This window comes from Geothrix sp. 21YS21S-2 (genome assembly GCF_030846775.1).
Classification (GTDB): Bacteria; Acidobacteriota; Holophagae; order Holophagales; family Holophagaceae; genus Mesoterricola.
Genome location: NZ_CP132910.1, coordinates 457846 through 474880, shown reverse-complemented (window position 1 = coordinate 474880; position 17035 = coordinate 457846). Strand labels below are relative to the sequence as shown.

The window sequence follows — 17035 nt, the reverse complement described above, 5'->3', positions numbered from 1 at the left end:
TGCCAGGGCCGGCCCCTCCGGCTCAGAATCGCCTGAACTCGCCGGCCCCCGCGTCCACCGTGGTTGCCGCCGACTTCCGGACCTGGGGGAGGGGCCGCCCTGGCGAGGTCCTCCCCGGGTGAACCCTGGTGTCCCCCAGGTGGAAAAAGGCCATGGTGGCCTGAAGTTCCAGAGCCTGGGCGCTCACCTCCTCCGATGTGGAGGCCAGCTCCTCGGAAGCGGCCGCGCTCTGGGCCACGGACCTGCTGATCTGGCCAACCGCCTGACTGATCTGGTTGATGGCGCCATTGATTTGGGCCACCCCTGAATTCTGTTCGGAGGAAGCCGCGGCAATCTCGAGGACCAGATCCGAGGTCTTCTGAATGGAAGGGACGATGATTCCCAGGCGTTTCCCGGCCTTTTCCGCCAGGTCCACACTTCCTGAGGCCAGATCGCTGATCTCCTCCGCGGCCACCTGGCTTCGTTCGGCGAGCTTCCGCACCTCCGCCGCCACCACGGCGAAGCCCTTGCCGTGTTCCCCGGCCCGGCCGGCCTCGATGGCCGCGTTCAAGGCCAGCAGGTTGGTCTGGTACGCGATATCGTCGATGATCGCGATTTTTTTCGCGATCTGCTTCATGGCGCCGACAGTCTCCTTCACGGCCTGCCCCCCTTCAACCGCCTCGGTGGCCGTTCGGGTGGCGATATCTCCCGTCACTTTGGCGTTCTCATTGTTCTGGGCGATGGATGCACTCATCTCTTCCATGGATGCGCTGGTCTCTTCCAACGATGCGCTGGTCTCTTCCACGCTTGCAGCCTGTTCACTCGCTCCCATGCTTAGGGATTGTGCCGTCGCGCTGAGCTGGTCCGAGGCTCCCACGAGGTTCGCGGAGGCCTCGAGAACCTCCCCGATGGTGGAGGCCAACTTCTGCACCGTCGAATTGGACGCATCCTTGAGCCGCCCGAATTCCCCGGCGTAGGCGACCGTGATCGACTCCGTAAGATCGCCCCGGGCCATGGCCTCGAGGACCCTGACGATATCCCCGAGGCCTCGCTGGCAGGTTTCGGAAAACCGGTTCATGGCCGTTCCCAGCTCCAGGATGTACCCCCGGGTTCCCGCCACGGCCACCCGCTGGCTGAAATCACCTTGGCCCGCGGCCTCCACCACCCGCTGGGTCTCCGTGAGCACGCCTGAAAGGGAGGCGACCATGACCTTCATGGCGGCCATCATGCTTGTGGTGTCGCCCTCCTCAAGTTGGACCTCCACCGAAAGGTCGCCCCCTGCCACCCGGCGGGCAATGGCCGTCGCCTCGGAAGGCTCGCCGCCAAGGCCCCGGGTGATGCTCCTCGTCACGAAGTAGGAGGCGGCAATCCCCGCCGCCAAGGCAAGGACCACCAGCAGGACCTGGAGACGCTGGGCGGAGGCCACGGTGTCCTGGATGGCCACGGCCTTCTCGCCGTTCTCCCGCAGGAAGAAGGCCCCGAGGTCGTCCAGCGACCCGCCCCAGGCCACATAGATGGGCCGAAGGGTGCCCAGGATGACCTCGCCGGCTTCGGCTTTCCTGCCCTGGCCAAGAAGGTCCAGCACATGGTCGATGGCGGGGAAGGCCTTCTCCTGGTTCACCCGGATCCGGTCCAGCAAAGCCACCTCCGCACGGCCCATGGTTTCCCTCCGCTTTTCATTTATCCGGGCAAGTTTTGACTCGGCATCCCCGTAAGCGGCCCGGCTCCTCTGGTACAGGTCCTTCGCCCGCTCGTAGGTTCCCGCATCCCCGGAAAGGACCATGTCCCGATACCCCACGCGCATCCGGTCAGCCGCCACGATCATCTCCTGGGCGGCCGTCGAGGCAGCCTGGTTGACCTGGAACATCTCCATCGTCCGGGCTTTCATGCTTGCCATCTGCCGGTTGTCAACGACCACCACCCCGATCATCAGGGAGAGCACCAGCCCGAAAGCCAAGGAGAGACGGGAGGACAGGTTGAGATCCGACAGGAATGACATGGCGCCGCCTTTCGAAAAGCCCTGGTGGCCCGAGAACAGACGAGGCTTGTGGAAATTCCCGGGCAGGAGGAGGGAAAACCCGGAAGGAGCCAGGATCGGCCCGACCGCCCTTACCTAGGCCAATGTAGGGGAATGGTTGACAATATCAATAGACGCTATGATATTTATCATCAATAACTTAAAATCAAATGGTTGGGATCCCAGCAATTGCCCTCCACGGGACGGGCCGGGAATTTCACAGGGGGCCCTCGATCGGCGTCAGGGTGAAAGGACGCCACCGTCGTCGCGCGGCTGAATCCCTCCGAGGTATCCGGACCCGCAAAGGAGGGGATTGAAATGGCGGCTCGGAAAAGTGATCCCCTGGCGACTGGATTCTTGACCCACCCAGTGCCAGACGAACGGAATCCTGAACACACGTACGGAAAGGGTGGCGGGATGGCGCGAGGGCAACCACCGTGGCGCCCGGTTCCGGATCGACAGTCGTCTCCCGGTCTTCAACCCGCATCCGGATCGGAAGGGTGTCATCCAACGCGATCCGGAGTGCTTCGTCATGGGGGCGGGAGGCTCAAGCCGCTTCCCGTGGGCGAGAAAAGGGACATGTCCTCCGAATGGAGGTTTGCGTGCGCGCCTATTTCCCTGGCACCCGCGCCAGGGCCTCGAGGACCCGCGCGGGCGTGAACGGCACGTGGGTCACCCGGGCACCGGTGGCGTCGAACACGGCGTTGGCCAGGGCCGCGGCCACCGGCACCACGGGAGGTTCGCCGATGCCCTGGGTGGCCATGCCGGCGTTCTCCGCGAACACGACCTGGATGGGCGGGATGGCGGAGAACCGGGGCAGGAGGTAGGTGTCGAAGTTCTTGTCCAGGATCCGGCCGCCCTTGAAGCGGATCTCCTCGCTGAGGGCCTGCCCGATGCACATGGTGATCGCGCCCTCCACCTGCTGGCGGGCCCCGTCGGGGTTCACCACCAGGCCCACGTCGACGGCCTCCAGGAAGCGCTCCACGCGGACCTTGCCCGTGGCCTTGTCCACGGCCACCTGGGCCACGGCCACGACCAGGGCCTGCCGCCAGGCGCCGCAGGCCAGCCCGATGCCTCGGCCGGTGGGGCCGGGCGCAGGTTCCCAGCCGAAGGATTCCAGCGCCAGGTCGATGAGGCGCAGGAGCCGGGCATCGGTCACCAGACGGCGGCGCAGGGTCACGGGGTCCACCCCCGCCTTGGAGGCCAGCGCGTCCAGCTGGCTTTCCCTCGCGAAGGCGTTGGTATGGGCATTGGGGGCCCGCCAGGCGCCGACGCGCAGGGGATGCAGGCCCGGAACGGCCGGAGCCTGGAACCGCGTCGTCTGCATGTCATAGGGGAACTCGGCCTCGCCCTGGGAGACGCCGGCCACGATGTTGTCCCAGAAGGTGACGGCCCCGCGCCCCGCATCCAGGCCGGAACGGATCTTCACCACGGCGGCGGGACGGAAGGTGTCCATGAAGAAGTCCTCCTCCCGGTTCCAGGCCAGCTGGACGGGGACGCCGGGAACCTTGAGGGCGATGCGGGCAGCCTCGGCGGCCCCGGGGCCCACCAGCTTGCCGCCGAACCCGCCCCCCACGAACTGGGAGATGATGCGGACCTTGTCCTCGCCCAGCTTGATGGCCTTGGCCACCTCCTCCCGGATGACGAAGGGGGACTGGGTGGAGGCCCATACCGTCATGCGTCCGCCCTCCCACCTGGCCACGGAGGTGTGGGGCTCTAGGGTGGCGTGGCTTTCGTAGGCGTTGCGGTATTCCCCTTCGACGACCGTGGCGGCCCGCTTCTCTCCGCCGGCAAGGTCGCCGCGGGAGAGCATGACACGCTGGCCGGTGGCGGCCTTGTCCACCAGGTGCTGGTAGATCCGGACGTCGTCCACATCGGGTTCCGTGCCCTCGAAGGTGCCCTTCACCAGGGCAAGGGCCTTTCGGGCGGTGTCGGGCTGTGGATGGAGCACGGCCAGGAGGGCGCCGTCCCGCACGATGCGCACGCCCGCGATCCGCTCCGCGGCCGCGGTGTCGGCGGAGGCCAGGGTGAGGCCATGGGCGGGGGGCCGGAGCACGCAGGCGTGGAGCGTCCCCGGAAGCCGAAGGTCGCCGGCGTACTTGGCGGCGCCTGTGATCTTGGGAAGGGCGTCCTTGCGGGGGACGCGGCGGCCGATCACGGTGCACTGGGAGAGGGACTTGGGCTTGACCTTGCCCAGGTTCCGTTCCATCTTCCGCCCCTGGACGAGGGCCCCGAACGTGGTGCGGCGTTTGGGGTCGGCCTTCACCCAGATGGCGCCGTCCTTCAGCGCCAGGGCCGCGACCGGCACGCCCAGGGCCTTGGACGCCATGCCCAGGAGCACCGCCCGCGCCTCCGCGGCGGCGCCCCGGATGACGGGGGCGGTGTGCCACATGGTGAGGGAGCCGCCGGTGGGCAGGTCCCAGGGGCAGAGGTCCGTGTCGCCCAGGAGCATGTCCACCTGGGCCGGATCCAGCTCCAGTTCCTCGGCGACGAGCATGGCCAGGACGGTCATGACGCCCTGCCCCAGCTCCGCCTTCCCCACGAAGCAGCCCACGCGGCCGTCGGCGGAGATCTTCAGGTAGGCGTTGAAGTCCTCGGGGTAGGCGCCCGGGCGCGTGGGCTCGATGGGCGCGGCGCCGGCGGCGCCCTTGAAGAAGAGCGTGAGGGTGCCTACGGCCGCGCCCTGGAGGAAGGTCCGCCTTTTCATCGCACACCTCCCATGGCCTTGCCGGCCGATTCGACGGCATCGAGGATCCTCACGTGGGCCCCGCAGCGGCAGATGTTGCCCTCCATGGCCTCCACGATCTCGGCCCGGGTCGCCCTGGGCTTCTTCTTCAGGAAGGCCCAGGCCGCCAGGATCATGCCGGACGTGCAGTAGCCGCACTGGAAGGCGTGGTGGTCCTGGAAGGCCTTCTGGACCGGATCCAGGGCGCCGTCCTTCGCCAGGCCCTCGATGGTGAGCACCGACTTCCCGGCCACGTCCCCCACCTCGGTGGAGCAGGAAGGAACCGCCTCGAAGTCCACGAGCACGGTGCAGGCCCCGCAGAGACCCGCCTCGCAGCCCACCTTGGTGCCGGTGAGCCCCAGTTCGTCCCGCAGCACCCACACGAGCATGCGGTCCGGGGGGCTCGTGACGGTGACAGGTTTGCCGTTGAGCCTGAACGAGACGGTGGCGTTCATCGGGAATCCTCCAGGAGCGGGGCATGGCGCAGGGATGCCACATTATATTCTTGAAACCCAGGATCAGTGCCGAGGAGGGAGGATTGAAACCACCCGACTCCCTCCAGTCGGGCCGCTCGACAGGCATCGATGACTGAATCCAGCTTGAACCCTTTCCCGGCCCTGGACTTGCCCAGTCCTCCGAAATTCTTTCCCATTCATGCGGATGGCGGTTCAACGAATCCGTGCTGGATGAGGGAGCGATCGGTGGTGGGTGGTTTCCCAGGGCCCGTGACCCCGAGCGGGCGGAGCCGGCATCGCCCCGGGCTTCAAGCCCTTGAGCGAACGGATGGAGAGGAACGTCCCGACCCATGCGCAAACGGAACTCACGACGAATCCCTCGGCCCTGCAGGACTCGGGTCCTGTCGGGGCATGGGTGCATCCCCGCCAATGCGAACGTGAGCACCGCCGATCGGGGTCAAGGCGATGAACCTAACTTCCCAAAAGGGCGAAGGCCAATCAAGAGCCGGCAAGGCTGGTGAGCATCCTGGAATGACCCTCGGAAGTGGGGGGCAGGCCGCATCAAGTTGAGAAGCCATCGCAAAAAGAACGCCGTTCGATCGTCATGACGAGAGCGGCCCAGGAACCACGCGTTCCTGGGGCTTTCCCTTTGCGATCACCTTCAACGCTTGCATTGGATGGGAGACGATAGGATGAAGGTCCGAACGCATTTGGAAGGATTCGGCCACAGCGGCCGAAGCCCCGCACAACCCTTTGAATTGCCATGGTGAATCGATGAATGAAGCTTGCCCCCAGAATGGTGACCGGTTCGACCTCTGCGTCGTGGGGGGCGGCATCAGCGGCCTGGCTCTCGCGCAGTTGGCGTCCTCCCGCCTGAGCATGCAGGCCCTGGTCCTGGAAAAGGAAAAGCAGCCCGGCGGCTGCCTTGCCACGGTGCCGATCGGCCCGGACGACGCCCCCGGGGGCTGGCTCGAACTCGGCGCCCACACCTGCTACAACTCGTATGCCGGCTTCCTTGACCTCGTGGCCGGCACCGACCTCCTGGACCGGACCGTGTCACGCAAGAGCCTCGGTTTCAGGATCATGGCCGATGGCTCCCTTCGTTCGATCCCCTCCTGCCTGAATGTTCTGGAGGCGGCCCTCTGTCTGCCCCGGCTGCTCCTGGGGGAGAAAAAGGCCGGCCAGACCGCCGCCTCCTACTATTCCCGGATCCTCGGCAAGGGGAACTGGTCCAAGGTCATGCACCCCATGCTCAACGCCGTGGCCTCCCAGGAAACGGAAGCCTTCCCCGCGGACGCCCTGTTCAAGCCCCGGCCCTCCCGGCGAAAGGACGTGCTCCGGAGTTTCGCCCTTCGCGGCGGCCTGGGCGGCGCGGCCCGGACCCTGGCGGCCCAACCCGGGATCACGTGCGCCACGGGTCAGGAAGCCGTGGCGGTGGAGCGGTCCGGGGAGGGCTTCGCGGTCCGCCTGAGGTCCGGAAGCGTCATCCAGGCCGGCCATGTGGCCTTGGCGGTGCCTGCGGATGCCGCCCGGGCCCTCCTGTCACCTTCCTTCCCGGATACTGCCGAATGGCTCGGCCGGATCGAGACCCGCACCGTCAGGTCCCTGGGCGTGGTGTTCGGCGCGCCGTTGGCCCACCTGCCCAGACTGACCGGCCTCATCTTCCCCGGGAGCCCATGCTTTTCCGCCGTTTCAGCCGACACCTTCCCTGTCCCCGGCAAGCGTGCCTGGACCTTCCATTTCGATGCCTCCCGGATGGAGGATTCCGAGGATGCGATGCTGGACTATGCCTGCGGAGCCATGGGGTGCACCCGTGCGTCCGTGGAAGGCCATTTCCGCCGGGACCACGCCATGCCCGCCATCCGCCTGGGACACGAAGCATGGGTCGAGGCCTTGGACCTCAGCCTTGAGGGCACAGGCCTGATGCTCCTGGGCAACTACCTTTCCGGTCTCTCGATCGAGGACTGCGCGAACCGGGCGAAGCACGAATTCGAGCGGGTACTGCTCCCCCGGTCCGGCCAACGGACCGTCCCATCCAGACCCTGACCCTCCCCAACCCCGGTTGCGCTCCTTACGGAGACCCCGTTGGGTCAGGCATCCCTGTTGGCCCTGATCCAGGTGGCGGAAGCCTGGAGGTTTCGGCGTACGGCCCGATCGATGAAGCGAAGGACCTACAATGGAATTCGGGCGGATCGGGCAAAGGGGGAATCATCAAAAACCCTTCCCGGCCTGGAAGCCGGTACCGGTTGCCTGTTCCTCGCGCCAAAGGGAGTGGATAACTCCTATCCGACCAAAATTGGTACTCCGAAGCCGAGGCTCGAGGTAGAATCCAAAGCAATTCAAGCTCTATGCATCCTTCGCCCAGATTAGGTCAACCTTGGCCTACATTTTGAAGTTGGGCTAATTAGCGTTAGGCATCATATGGCCAACCAACGAACCTCGAAGGTCCGATTGGCTCTTCTTGTAGCCAGCATCCTCATCGTTGGTTCTTGCGCTCCGTATGCCGATTCCAGGAAGCACGTATGGATTCAAGAAACCTCCGCCTTGACGGTCACAAAAAGGAGTGGGGAAGCAGAAAACCGCAAGGGATTTGCGTTTGCAAAGGGCAACTTACCAATCGAGGCCGAATTCCGCGGGAATGGCTTCAAGGTGGTTATTTCCACCCCTGTGAATCCTGAGCCTGTCGTTTTCCTTGAGGTGAAGACCGCTCATGGAGAACCCGGAATGCTTAGTGGTCCACACCTCATCGCAGTGCAACCCAATTTCCATTTCTCCTTCCTCGTCCGTGAAGCCAAAGGCGAACCGCTTGCCTTTTCCGTATTCGATTCACGGGGGCATATGCTTGGCTCCGCAACAATCCGGTACAGAATGCGCAGCCGTGGGCTTTCCTATGGCATTGAAGCCATTTAGGCCCAACCAAACCCCTGTTGCAGTGCGCCTCGCGCCGTCCCAACGAGGTAATATTCACGCGCCGGTCCTAACCCAGCGTTCGAGGTCGGACCCCAACCTGACCTTCTCCCCTTGGTGGTATCGTCTTTCCAATCCTCCTTCTCCCCCGTTCGCGCCGCCAGGTTGGGGCCGACTCAACTTCGGCGTTAGGCATCACCCAGATGGACCCCGAACTCTACCGGAAGATCCTTGAGCATAATTCAGACGCTGTCCGCCTCCGTGACAGGTGGTCCTGGATCGGGCTTATCTCAAGTCCGGCACTGTTAGGCATGGGCATCTATCTGCTCTTCCACCCAATCCAAGCAACGACTAACTGGGGTCTGTACTATTCCGGCGCCTTCTTCGCAGAGAGGTTCCCGACTTGGCTCATTGCCGCAGGCCTCGTCTTTCCATACTTCTCAATTCGATGGCTTCGAAGAAGTCCAAAACCACCTCTTCGTTAGACAGTCCACTCCATTTATAGTGAATTCCCTAGCCAGGGAAGCGCCGTCTCAACGAGGAAATATTCACGCGCCGGGCCTAACACAGCGTTCGAGGTCGGACCCCAACCTGACCTCCTCCCTTTGAGGTAGCATCTATCCAATCCTCCTTCTCCCCCGTTCGCGCCGCCAGGTTGGGGCCGACTCAACTTCGGCGTTAGGGCTCCCCATGTCAGTCGAGATTCCAGTCTTCCTAGAGCGATTGAATTTGCCGTCACCAAAACAATGGGCGGAGGCCATCTCACATTCAGGGTTCCCAACTGAAATCAGCTCCGAATTCCAATTTGAAACCCACTCGGGGTTTCTTCCCGCCACATTCGAGGCCAGCCCTACTGGATTTGAGCTGTTTCTTTCCGCCCCAACCAGAGAAGAAATCATAGGTTTTGCCCTCAGCATGAATGATCCAGTCTGCGTTCGCCTTGTAACCCACGCTGACCTTATCGAATTCCTATCATCCGTCACAGCTGCCGCAGTGCTCTGTTCTATTTGCAGTGGAACTTTACTCGACCCCGAGGAAGGGCAACCAGTAGCCAGTTCTTCCGCCATAGAATGGGCCAAACAGTTGCTCACTCAACCCCAAAAGTTGCCTCAGCCCTCACCGGCAAAACCTTGGTGGAAACGCTGGTAGCCCTTACCCTCCGCTCAACTCTGACCCAGCGCCAGCGCCTAGGTCCTTCGCCCTATTAATACAATTTCATCGTCTCTGCATATAGTTTCGGCCCCCGCTGGGTCGGTCATCCCACCGCGCCGTTCCAACGAGGAAATATCCGCGCGCCGGTCCTAACCCAGCGTTCGAGGTCGGACCCCAACCTGCACTTCTCCCCTTGGTGGTATCGTCTTTCCAATCCCCCTTCTCCCCCGTTCGCGCCGCCAGGTTGGGGCCGACTCTGGCCTTTCCCCAAATTGAGAACCAAGTGGAAGGTTAGTCCTCGGTTAAATTGGGGGCAAAAAGACCGCCAAGCCGCAGGCTTGGTCGGGTTCATGATACCTTCTCCGCTGCCTGGGTGGAGGATAGAGCGCCGGAGGGATCCGACTCGAGCGCCATCCCAGGGGCCTGCACTGCAGGAGCAAGGGGGCCGCGTGCGGTCCTCTTGCTGACCGCGGGTAGGCCCCAAGGCGGTAAATCCCGGGGGTCCGGGGGCAGAGCCCCCGACTTGGAAAGCCGGGCAAACTCCCTGGGCGTATAGAATCCGAGGCTGGAATGCGGGTGGCACTCGTTGTATCGCTTGCTGAAGGCCTTGATGATGACGGCGGCCTCCCGCACGCCGTGGAAGGTTTCCTGGTTAAGGCATTCGTCCCGGAACCTGGCGTTGAAGCTCTCGGCGTAGCCGTTCTGCCAGGGCTTGCCGGGGTCGATGAGGTGAGTGTCGATGCCCAGGTCCCCGATCCATAATTTCAGGTCGATGGCGATGAACTCTGAGCCGTTGTCGCTGCGCAAGAACTTGGGTACGCCGCGCTCCTGGAAGACCCGGGCCAGCACGCCACGGACCTGAAGGGAATTGAAGGTGTGCCCAACCTCGATGGCCAGCGACTCCCGAGTGAACTCGTCTTCCAAGGTCAGGAACTTCAAGGAGACGCCATTGAACGACCAGTCGAAGACGAAGTCGTAGGTCCAGACATGGTTGATGAACTCGGCCTTCCGAGGAACGCTGTCCCCGGTCCTGATTTTCTTCCGCCTTGGCCGCCGAGAAACCTGAAGGCCGTACTTCTGCCAGATGCGGTTCACGGCTTTGATGTTGATGACGACGCCGCTGCGCCGGAGCAGGGCCCAGACGCGGTTCTGCCCGTAGCGAGGGTGTTCGGCGCTCAGGGCCTTGATCAGGTCAGCCTGGTGGTCCTGGGGCTTGGGCCGGGCTTGGTAGCGCTGCCCAGTCCTTGTGATGCCCAGAAGCACAGCGATCCTGCGCTCCGAAATCCCTTCAGCCTTCAAGAGCCTTACCCCCTCGCGTTTCTGAGGAGCGCTCACCATTTTTTTGCGAGCAGTTCCTTCATGGCGTCGATCTCGACGTCCCGCTGCCCAAGGAGCCGCAGGAGGCGAGCGTTGTCCTTCTCCAACTGCTTGAGCTTCCGGACGTCCTGCACGGTGTTCCCGGAGAACTTGTTCCGCCACCGGTAGAAGGTCACCTCGGAGACGCCGGCCTTTTTGCAAAGCTCGGTGATGGTGTTTTCGCCTCGTTCTGCCTCACGCAGAAGGGCGACGATCTGCTCGTCGGTGAGCTTGGGCTTGCGCATTCAGGGTTCTCCTCGTTCAGGATGAGCCCTAACGTTTCATTTGGTACTCAGATTTGGGGAAAGGCCAGGGCTCGGCCGCCAGGATCTGGGTGTCCAGGGCCTTGACCCGGACCCCCATGGCCAGGACCAGGTCCACGTATTCCTGGAACACGATCTGCTGCACAGGGCGGTCGAACTTGATCGTCTCCAGCCAACGGAAGTGCGCCTGGGTCCAGTGGCTCTTTTCCGGATAGCGCTTGCCGTGGCGCAGCAAGAAGCCCAGCAACCGCTGCTTGGCTTGCTTATGCACGCGCATCAGGTCCTCCCGGGCCCGGGTCAGGTCGCGCAGCGCTTCCTGGGGTTCGCCCGGCACCCAGACTGCGGTCAAGTGGCCGGAGCGAAACAAATCCGCAAGCGACAGGCTGTCCCGGCGGTCGTTCTTGATCCGGCAGCCGGGCTTTTTCGGGATCAGCGACGGCGCCACCACCTGGCACTCCTGGCCCAGGCTGCGCAACTGCCTGTATAGCCCGAACCCGCACGGACCGGCCTCGTAGCAGAACCGGAGCGGGGCGTGGTCCTTCTTCAGCTTCCGGACCAACTGGGCCACCGCTTCCGGGGTGTTTGGGATCTCCCCCAGATAGCAGGGCACTCCGCCCGCACCTTCCGCCACAGCAGCGGCGATCGTTGCTTTGTGGACATCCAACCCGACGAATTTGCAGTAGACTTCCATCGCCTGCCCTCCTCATTTACGGCTCTGAGCCGGTTGGTTGAAAAGCGACCCGAGCTTAATCCACGAACGCTGCGGACGGGCAGGCCCTTTTCCTCTCTTGCGAACCCACCGCGAGGGACTCACCCTTCGTTCAGCCGGGCGGAAGACAAGGCTCCGCAGGGATGCGACCTGAGCGCCGGCCCGGGCCCGGAAACTGATGGGCCGGGAGCTTCCCGGCCCCCTTTTTCAGTGATGCCCCAGTTTCTGGGCGTCAGGCGATAAACCCCGGGGGCCCGGGGGCAGAGCCCCCGGAGTAACCTGGAGAATCGATCCCTTCAAATTCGCCGGGCCAATACATGATGTCTCGAGGTCTGGCCCCAACCTGCACTTCTCCCCTTGGTGGTATCGTCTTTCCAATCATCCTTCTCCCCCCGTTCGCGCCGCCAGGTTGTGGCCGACTCAACTTCGGCGTAAGGCATCTCAACGCACTAGGCAAAGGCCTCCTATGAACCTGACGCTTATCCTATGCATCGCGGCGGCCCTGGTGGGCCTTTTCCTGTTCCTGAAATACCGTACAGCCAAGGAATGGCAAATCTCTTCGTCTGAGATCCCGACCCTTATCACCAAGCTTCGTTCAAGCCCTGGGCCCTTGGCCTGGGCCCAGTTAATCTCTGACGAAAACGATGGCCTAGCCCTGGACTACGCAGTCAATAATGGCCAATTCGAATTCAACTGGTGCCTACTTTGCCCAAAGAACATCGAAGACAAAGGCAGGTTCATCGAATTCCTCGACAAGCATGGCTATGCCCACACTGAAATCAAGGCTGCAAACGGCTGCCCCCTGATTGATGTGCAGGGCTCCGACCTTGAGGGCCTTGCCAATCGGGTTTTGTCGGAGATGTACCACTCCACAGGTAGTCTCCGAATGCTCGGCGAGGGCTTCGAATGGCCTTAAATTTCGGCCATCGCGCCGCATAATGCGGTGACATCCTCAAACATCCGTCTGCCTAGCCCCACGCTCGACCCCGGACCTCAAAGTGCCTTCATCCCACCGTCATTTCTCGAACCCCATCCACCAACCCCGCCGAACCGCGCCGCCACTTTGAGTCCGATCAGCCGGGCCGTTAGGCATCTCAAGGCCGCAATCCTCGCTTTCTCGATTGCCCCCCCAAACGAATCTAGGCCGCCATGATCTCAAAGATCCACATCCTTCTCATCACTGCTGGCTTCGTTGCTTGCAAGGCATCCCCTCCTTCTGCGGTTCCGCTAGTAGCCACATCGACCAATGAACAGGAAATCACCATTTCGCAGATGGATGGTCTGATTTTGTCCGGAAAGGCTGTTGAGGCTGGGAACACACACTCTGGTTCAACCTGGGTCAAGATCACAGGTGGCCAGATCTTAGTCACCAAAAGAGGCCGACCCGATTTCCAGGATTTCGTAAAGAAGAATGCCCCGAAACCAGTTCCTTACTATATCGAGTGAGATTAGGAACAGCCCGCGGGGCCCAGCATTGCGCTGCGGTATGAGGCGACTCCCCCGATGACCACGGTAGGCGGGTCTCACCGCGTCGGCCGCGGTGGGCGAGAAGCCCAGAGCTTCATCACCAGGGCAAGCCGCAACCCGGTGGGCGATCAGCGCCCTTCTCCTCCGAGCGTTTCAACTGAACGCCCATCCCACCGCGCCGTCCCAACGAGGTAATATTCACGCGCCGGTCCAAACCCAGCGTTCGAGGTCGGACCCCAACATGCGCTTCTCCCCTTGGTGGTATCGTCTTTCCAATCTCCCTTCTCCCCTGTTCGCGCCGCCAGGTTGGGGCCGACTCAACTTCGGCGTTAGGCATCCCAAGATTGCAGAGTCTCAGTGTTAAGCATCCCTATGCTCCTCCCGAAAACCACCCATCCAAGACTCCGGGTCGTATTAATTTTCGACGCGTTTCTTTTCATGGCGTGGGGAATTATCAATATCCGTTTCGGGTTCCAAGGCCACTGGTTCAATGGACTACTCGGTATTTTCTTCTGGCTTCCCCTCGCATTAGGTCTATGGCACATGAAGAAAATCGCACAAGTTGCTGCCTTAGTAGTTCATGGGATCCTATTTTTCACAATCCACTTCATGGCGCTCAGCCCCTATTCCAATTTTGACCGCCCCTACCATCCCCCGGTACCTCTTTGGCCCTATTTTTCCTTGGGGATCATCCTTGGCATTTGCAATTGCTACGCAATTTACATCCTAGACAAGTACAGAGACCAGTTCCTTCCATTGAGAAGAACCCATCCGACGCTTTGACCTGAAGCAGTCTCGGGTTCGTCTTAGAAGCGCCGCCCCAGTGCGACATGATTGATGCCCCGGTCCTAACCCAGCGTTGAGGCCGGACCCCAACCGGACCTTCTTCCTTTGAGGTAACATCTTTCCAATCCTCCTTCTCCTCCCTTCGCGCCGCCAGGTTGGGGCCGACTCAACTTCGGCGTTAGGCATCTTAAGGCACCATGAACAAGCGTCGGGTCTCTCCCATGCCGCAACAACTCTACCCAAGGCACCCATGACAGGTCAGGTTCGAAAAATTCTACCTCTCTGGCATTACGGTTGGTGCGACCACGATTGCCTCCCCGTACCTCCTTCCCACAGTCCAGAAGAGGTCATTGCCCACTACATTCAAAGCGACGAATTTGGAACCAGCTTTGTGGGTCCGAAGCGTGACTCCTTAGTAGACATCCATGGCCCATTCTTAAGGGCAGCGATTTCGCACTCTGATTTCGAGCTAATTTCTCACAAGGAATTTAGTTACCTCCTTGCATCCATCCGTCAGCCCAGCGGGTTCTCATCTCCAGCATCGGATGACGATTGGAAACCAGTTCTCTACCTGGCCTCTGAAGTGGTAAAGCGAAACGAATGTTGTTTCAAATTGCGTTTCACCGAAAATGACTTCGAAAAATTCCACGAATGGGGTTCGGTTCTCGACGTTTTTCGTGAATTCATATTCGTTAAGGCTGGTTGCGAAGCTTTTGAACGTTTGGTATTTGGCTTTGATTAAGTAGTCCTACTGCACCGCGGCCTTCCGCCGAATCAACAAACGCTCGTCGGCCTCTTAAGAAACACATTCTCATGTATTGATATGAAGTAACTTACAAGCGCATTCGTGAAATGAAGATCGAATCATACAGGCTGTCCCGCAGTGTTTCTTCGGGGCGATTTTCGGCCAGCGGTTCGATTATGGCGCTAAGCCCGCGCTCGACCCCGGACCTCAAAGTGCATCCACCCCACCATCATTCCTCTAACCCCTTCCACCTTCCCTGCCGACCTCACCGCTACTTTGAGGCCGGTCAACTGGGCCGCTAGGCACTCCAAGACACTATGAACGAGAAGCCCACCCTATTCGTAATTGAGGACGAAATCCATGCTGAAATGCTTGGTGATTTTGCCTCATACGAACTTGCCATTGCCGAACTCAGACGACTCCAAGCCATCCCTTGGGATGTTTCGCCCAATCGTGCACCATGTTCTAACTGGGTAACTTGCGGTCGGCGCTATGAGATCGTGGAATACGACTCAGCCCAAGCCCCATGGGTAGAGCTAGCCCGAGTGTCGATCCTCGAGGTGTCCGCGTCTGAAATCAAATGGCTAGGGTACTTCCCCTCCGAACGCAGTATCTGAACCCCTCTGCCCCTCGCGCCGTCCCAACGAGGTAATATTGGCGCGCCGGTCCTAACCCAGCGTTGAGGTCGGACCCCAACCTGCACTTCTCCCCTTGGTGGTATCGTCTTTCCAATCCTCCTTCTCTCCCGTTCGCGCCGCCAGGTTGGGGCCGACTCAACTTCGGCGTTAGGAATCCCATGAAAAGGAGCCTCACTTTCAGCCTTCTCCTTTTACTCAGCTCGACGATTTGTCGAGGGGAGATCGAGAAGATCGCGATTCCATCCCAGGATGGTTTGAATCTCTTGTGGTGGCCAAAGGTAAACCCCCCTCCGGGATTCGTGTTTGACCAGGCCGTCTCCCATCAAACCGCCGTTAAGATGTTCATCCCTATCGGATGCACGTTTTCCAACGCTGAAACCGTGATCTATGCCAAAGCTGCTTTCAAACCGGGAATCCCTGACGTGAAAACTCTTCAGGCCCTGATTGAAAATGATGTGGTTGCGTTCAGGCAACGTGACCCAAACCTGATTGTTCAATCAGGCCCGGCCATCAAGGATGGAGATGCCAAGCAGGCAATAGTGTTCACCTTTGCCCCATCTGGGTCAGGAAATTGGGAATCTGTTGCGTACAGTGAAGAGGGCGAATTCTACTTGTTGTTCACCCTCAGTTCTCGTTCCAAGAAGGGCTACGAAGCATCGCTGCCACTCTTCACAACGATGATTGCGAGCTATCATAAGTAGTCCACCCGTATCCCAGCGCGTCGCGAACCCGGGCATCATCAACCAACGTCCATCTGCCTAACCCCGCGCTCGACCCCGGACCTCAAAGTGCCATCATCCCACCGTCGTTCCTCAGACCCCACCGACCCTCCCCGCCGACCGCGCCGCCACTTTGAGTCCGGTCAGCTCGGCCGTTAGGCAGCCCCGAATATAATCAAATCTATGCCAACGAAAAATCGAATCCATATGAATTTACGTTTCCTCGAAACCACTCTCGAGTGGCCGGGAGCTTGGGCAAAGACGGAGGAAGACCTTCCGCTTGCTACCGCAATCCGTGATGCCATGCAGCCTTTCCTTGAAAGCCTTTTTGAGGAGGGGCGTTCCGAGACCACTCTCCGTCGCTACTTCGGAAGCCTATGGTTGCTCGGAGGCGAAATAGTATGGGATCAGAGCGGTCGTCCATTCCCAGGCCTGAGAACAGGTCGCGACATCCTTATGGATTCGATTGATTACTATGGCGGTCCGTTGCTCGGAGAAAGTTACTCAGAGCAAGAACAGAGGACATTCGATGCATGTTGCAAAAAATTACTAATATACCTGTCCCATCATCCAGACCCGCCTCCCCATTTGAATGGAAAGCGAAGGCCCCGCGCTTAGCTCTTCCAGTCATTTTCCCTCTCATCCTATAGCGGCGCGAATTCGAGGTATATATTTCGCGCCGTGCCCAACCCCGTGTTCGACCCCGGACCACAGCCAGAAGAGGATCTAACCGTTTTTTCCGCGTCTTCAATCTCCCTCCTCCACCGTTCGCGCCGCCTAGCTGTGGACGGTCAACTCGTGCATTAGGCCCAAGCCGGGCGCCGACCCACCGAAAAGCACAAAGAGGCGGCGCGACAGATAATCCGGTAAACGGAATCCTCTGCCATCCTTTGGTCTGGCACCTACCTGTAGCTGGGAATATTTCGCAACGACCGATTCAACTCAGGTTGATCCGGAAGGTCTATAGGATATATCTGAGCATTTAATTCCTACCAGATAGATCATCTCTCGGAAGGACGAATCATGCCCCAAACGGGATTCTTCATCTTTCTCCCTACCTTGGCCATTCTGACCGGATCCTTGGGCTGTGTTGCACCGCAACTACCACCAGTCCCAT

The 17035-nt window shown here is 60.8% G+C and carries 11 protein-coding genes; 5 read left to right on the top strand and 6 right to left on the bottom strand.

The features are described 5' to 3' along the window. Positions 1-22 precede the first annotated feature (22 nt). The 3 genes from RAH40_RS02130 to RAH40_RS02120 form a co-directional block, all read right to left on the bottom strand. Complete coding sequence (locus RAH40_RS02130) at positions 23-1978, bottom strand: methyl-accepting chemotaxis protein (RefSeq protein ID WP_306600415.1); 1956 nt, start codon at positions 1976-1978, stop codon at positions 23-25. Positions 1979-2606: 628 nt separating this feature from the next. After that, positions 2607-4703 carry a xanthine dehydrogenase family protein molybdopterin-binding subunit gene (locus RAH40_RS02125; protein ID WP_306600414.1) on the bottom strand — a complete coding sequence of 699 codons (2097 nt, stop codon included), beginning with the start codon at positions 4701-4703 and terminating at the stop codon, positions 2607-2609. Next, positions 4700-5176: a (2Fe-2S)-binding protein gene (locus tag RAH40_RS02120; protein ID WP_306600413.1), complete on the bottom strand. Its 477-nt coding sequence runs from the start codon at positions 5174-5176 to the stop codon at positions 4700-4702. Before RAH40_RS02120 ends, RAH40_RS02125 begins: the two co-directional genes overlap by 4 nt. 774 nt (positions 5177-5950) lie before the next feature. On the opposite strand from RAH40_RS02120, the gene RAH40_RS02115 reads away from it, so the two are divergent. Together RAH40_RS02115 and RAH40_RS02110 are read left to right on the top strand one after the other, a co-directional pair. After that, positions 5951-7222, top strand: coding sequence for an NAD(P)/FAD-dependent oxidoreductase (locus tag RAH40_RS02115; protein WP_306600411.1), 1272 nt, complete (start codon positions 5951-5953; stop codon positions 7220-7222). A gap of 405 nt (positions 7223-7627) precedes the next feature. After that, complete coding sequence (locus RAH40_RS02110; RefSeq protein ID WP_306600410.1) at positions 7628-8086, top strand: hypothetical protein; 459 nt, start codon at positions 7628-7630, stop codon at positions 8084-8086. Between the two features lie 1497 nt (positions 8087-9583). Here the strand turns inward: RAH40_RS02110 and RAH40_RS02105 are convergent. The 3 genes from RAH40_RS02105 to RAH40_RS02095 are packed head-to-tail and all read right to left on the bottom strand — an operon-like array spanning position 9584 to position 11545. After that, a complete protein-coding gene (locus RAH40_RS02105; RefSeq protein WP_306598848.1) occupies positions 9584-10573 on the bottom strand; it encodes an IS3 family transposase in 990 nt (329 codons plus the stop codon). Then, positions 10567-10836 (bottom strand): transposase, encoded by a 270-nt coding sequence (locus RAH40_RS02100; RefSeq protein WP_306598849.1) that lies wholly within the window; start codon positions 10834-10836, stop codon positions 10567-10569. The genes RAH40_RS02105 and RAH40_RS02100 overlap by 7 nt, the downstream gene beginning before the upstream one ends. 28 nt (positions 10837-10864) lie before the next feature. Continuing rightward, positions 10865-11545, bottom strand: a complete 681-nt coding sequence (locus RAH40_RS02095) for a transposase (protein ID WP_306600409.1) — start codon at positions 11543-11545, stop codon at positions 10865-10867. Positions 11546-12029: 484 nt separating this feature from the next. Here RAH40_RS02095 and RAH40_RS02090 point away from each other — a divergent pair, with 484 nt between their 5' ends. The 3 genes from RAH40_RS02090 to RAH40_RS02080 all read left to right on the top strand — a co-directional run bounded on the left by RAH40_RS02090 (position 12030) and on the right by RAH40_RS02080 (position 15900). Further along, a complete protein-coding gene (locus RAH40_RS02090; protein WP_306600407.1) occupies positions 12030-12479 on the top strand; it encodes a hypothetical protein in 450 nt (149 codons plus the stop codon). Positions 12480-14066: 1587 nt separating this feature from the next. Beyond that, positions 14067-14558 carry a hypothetical protein gene (locus tag RAH40_RS02085; protein ID WP_306600406.1) on the top strand — a complete coding sequence of 164 codons (492 nt, stop codon included), beginning with the start codon at positions 14067-14069 and terminating at the stop codon, positions 14556-14558. Between the two features lie 799 nt (positions 14559-15357). Beyond that, the gene (locus RAH40_RS02080; protein WP_306600405.1) at positions 15358-15900 is read left to right on the top strand and encodes a hypothetical protein; all 543 of its coding nucleotides are present in this window, start codon (positions 15358-15360) and stop codon (positions 15898-15900) included. Positions 15901-17035: the final 1135 nt, after the last annotated feature.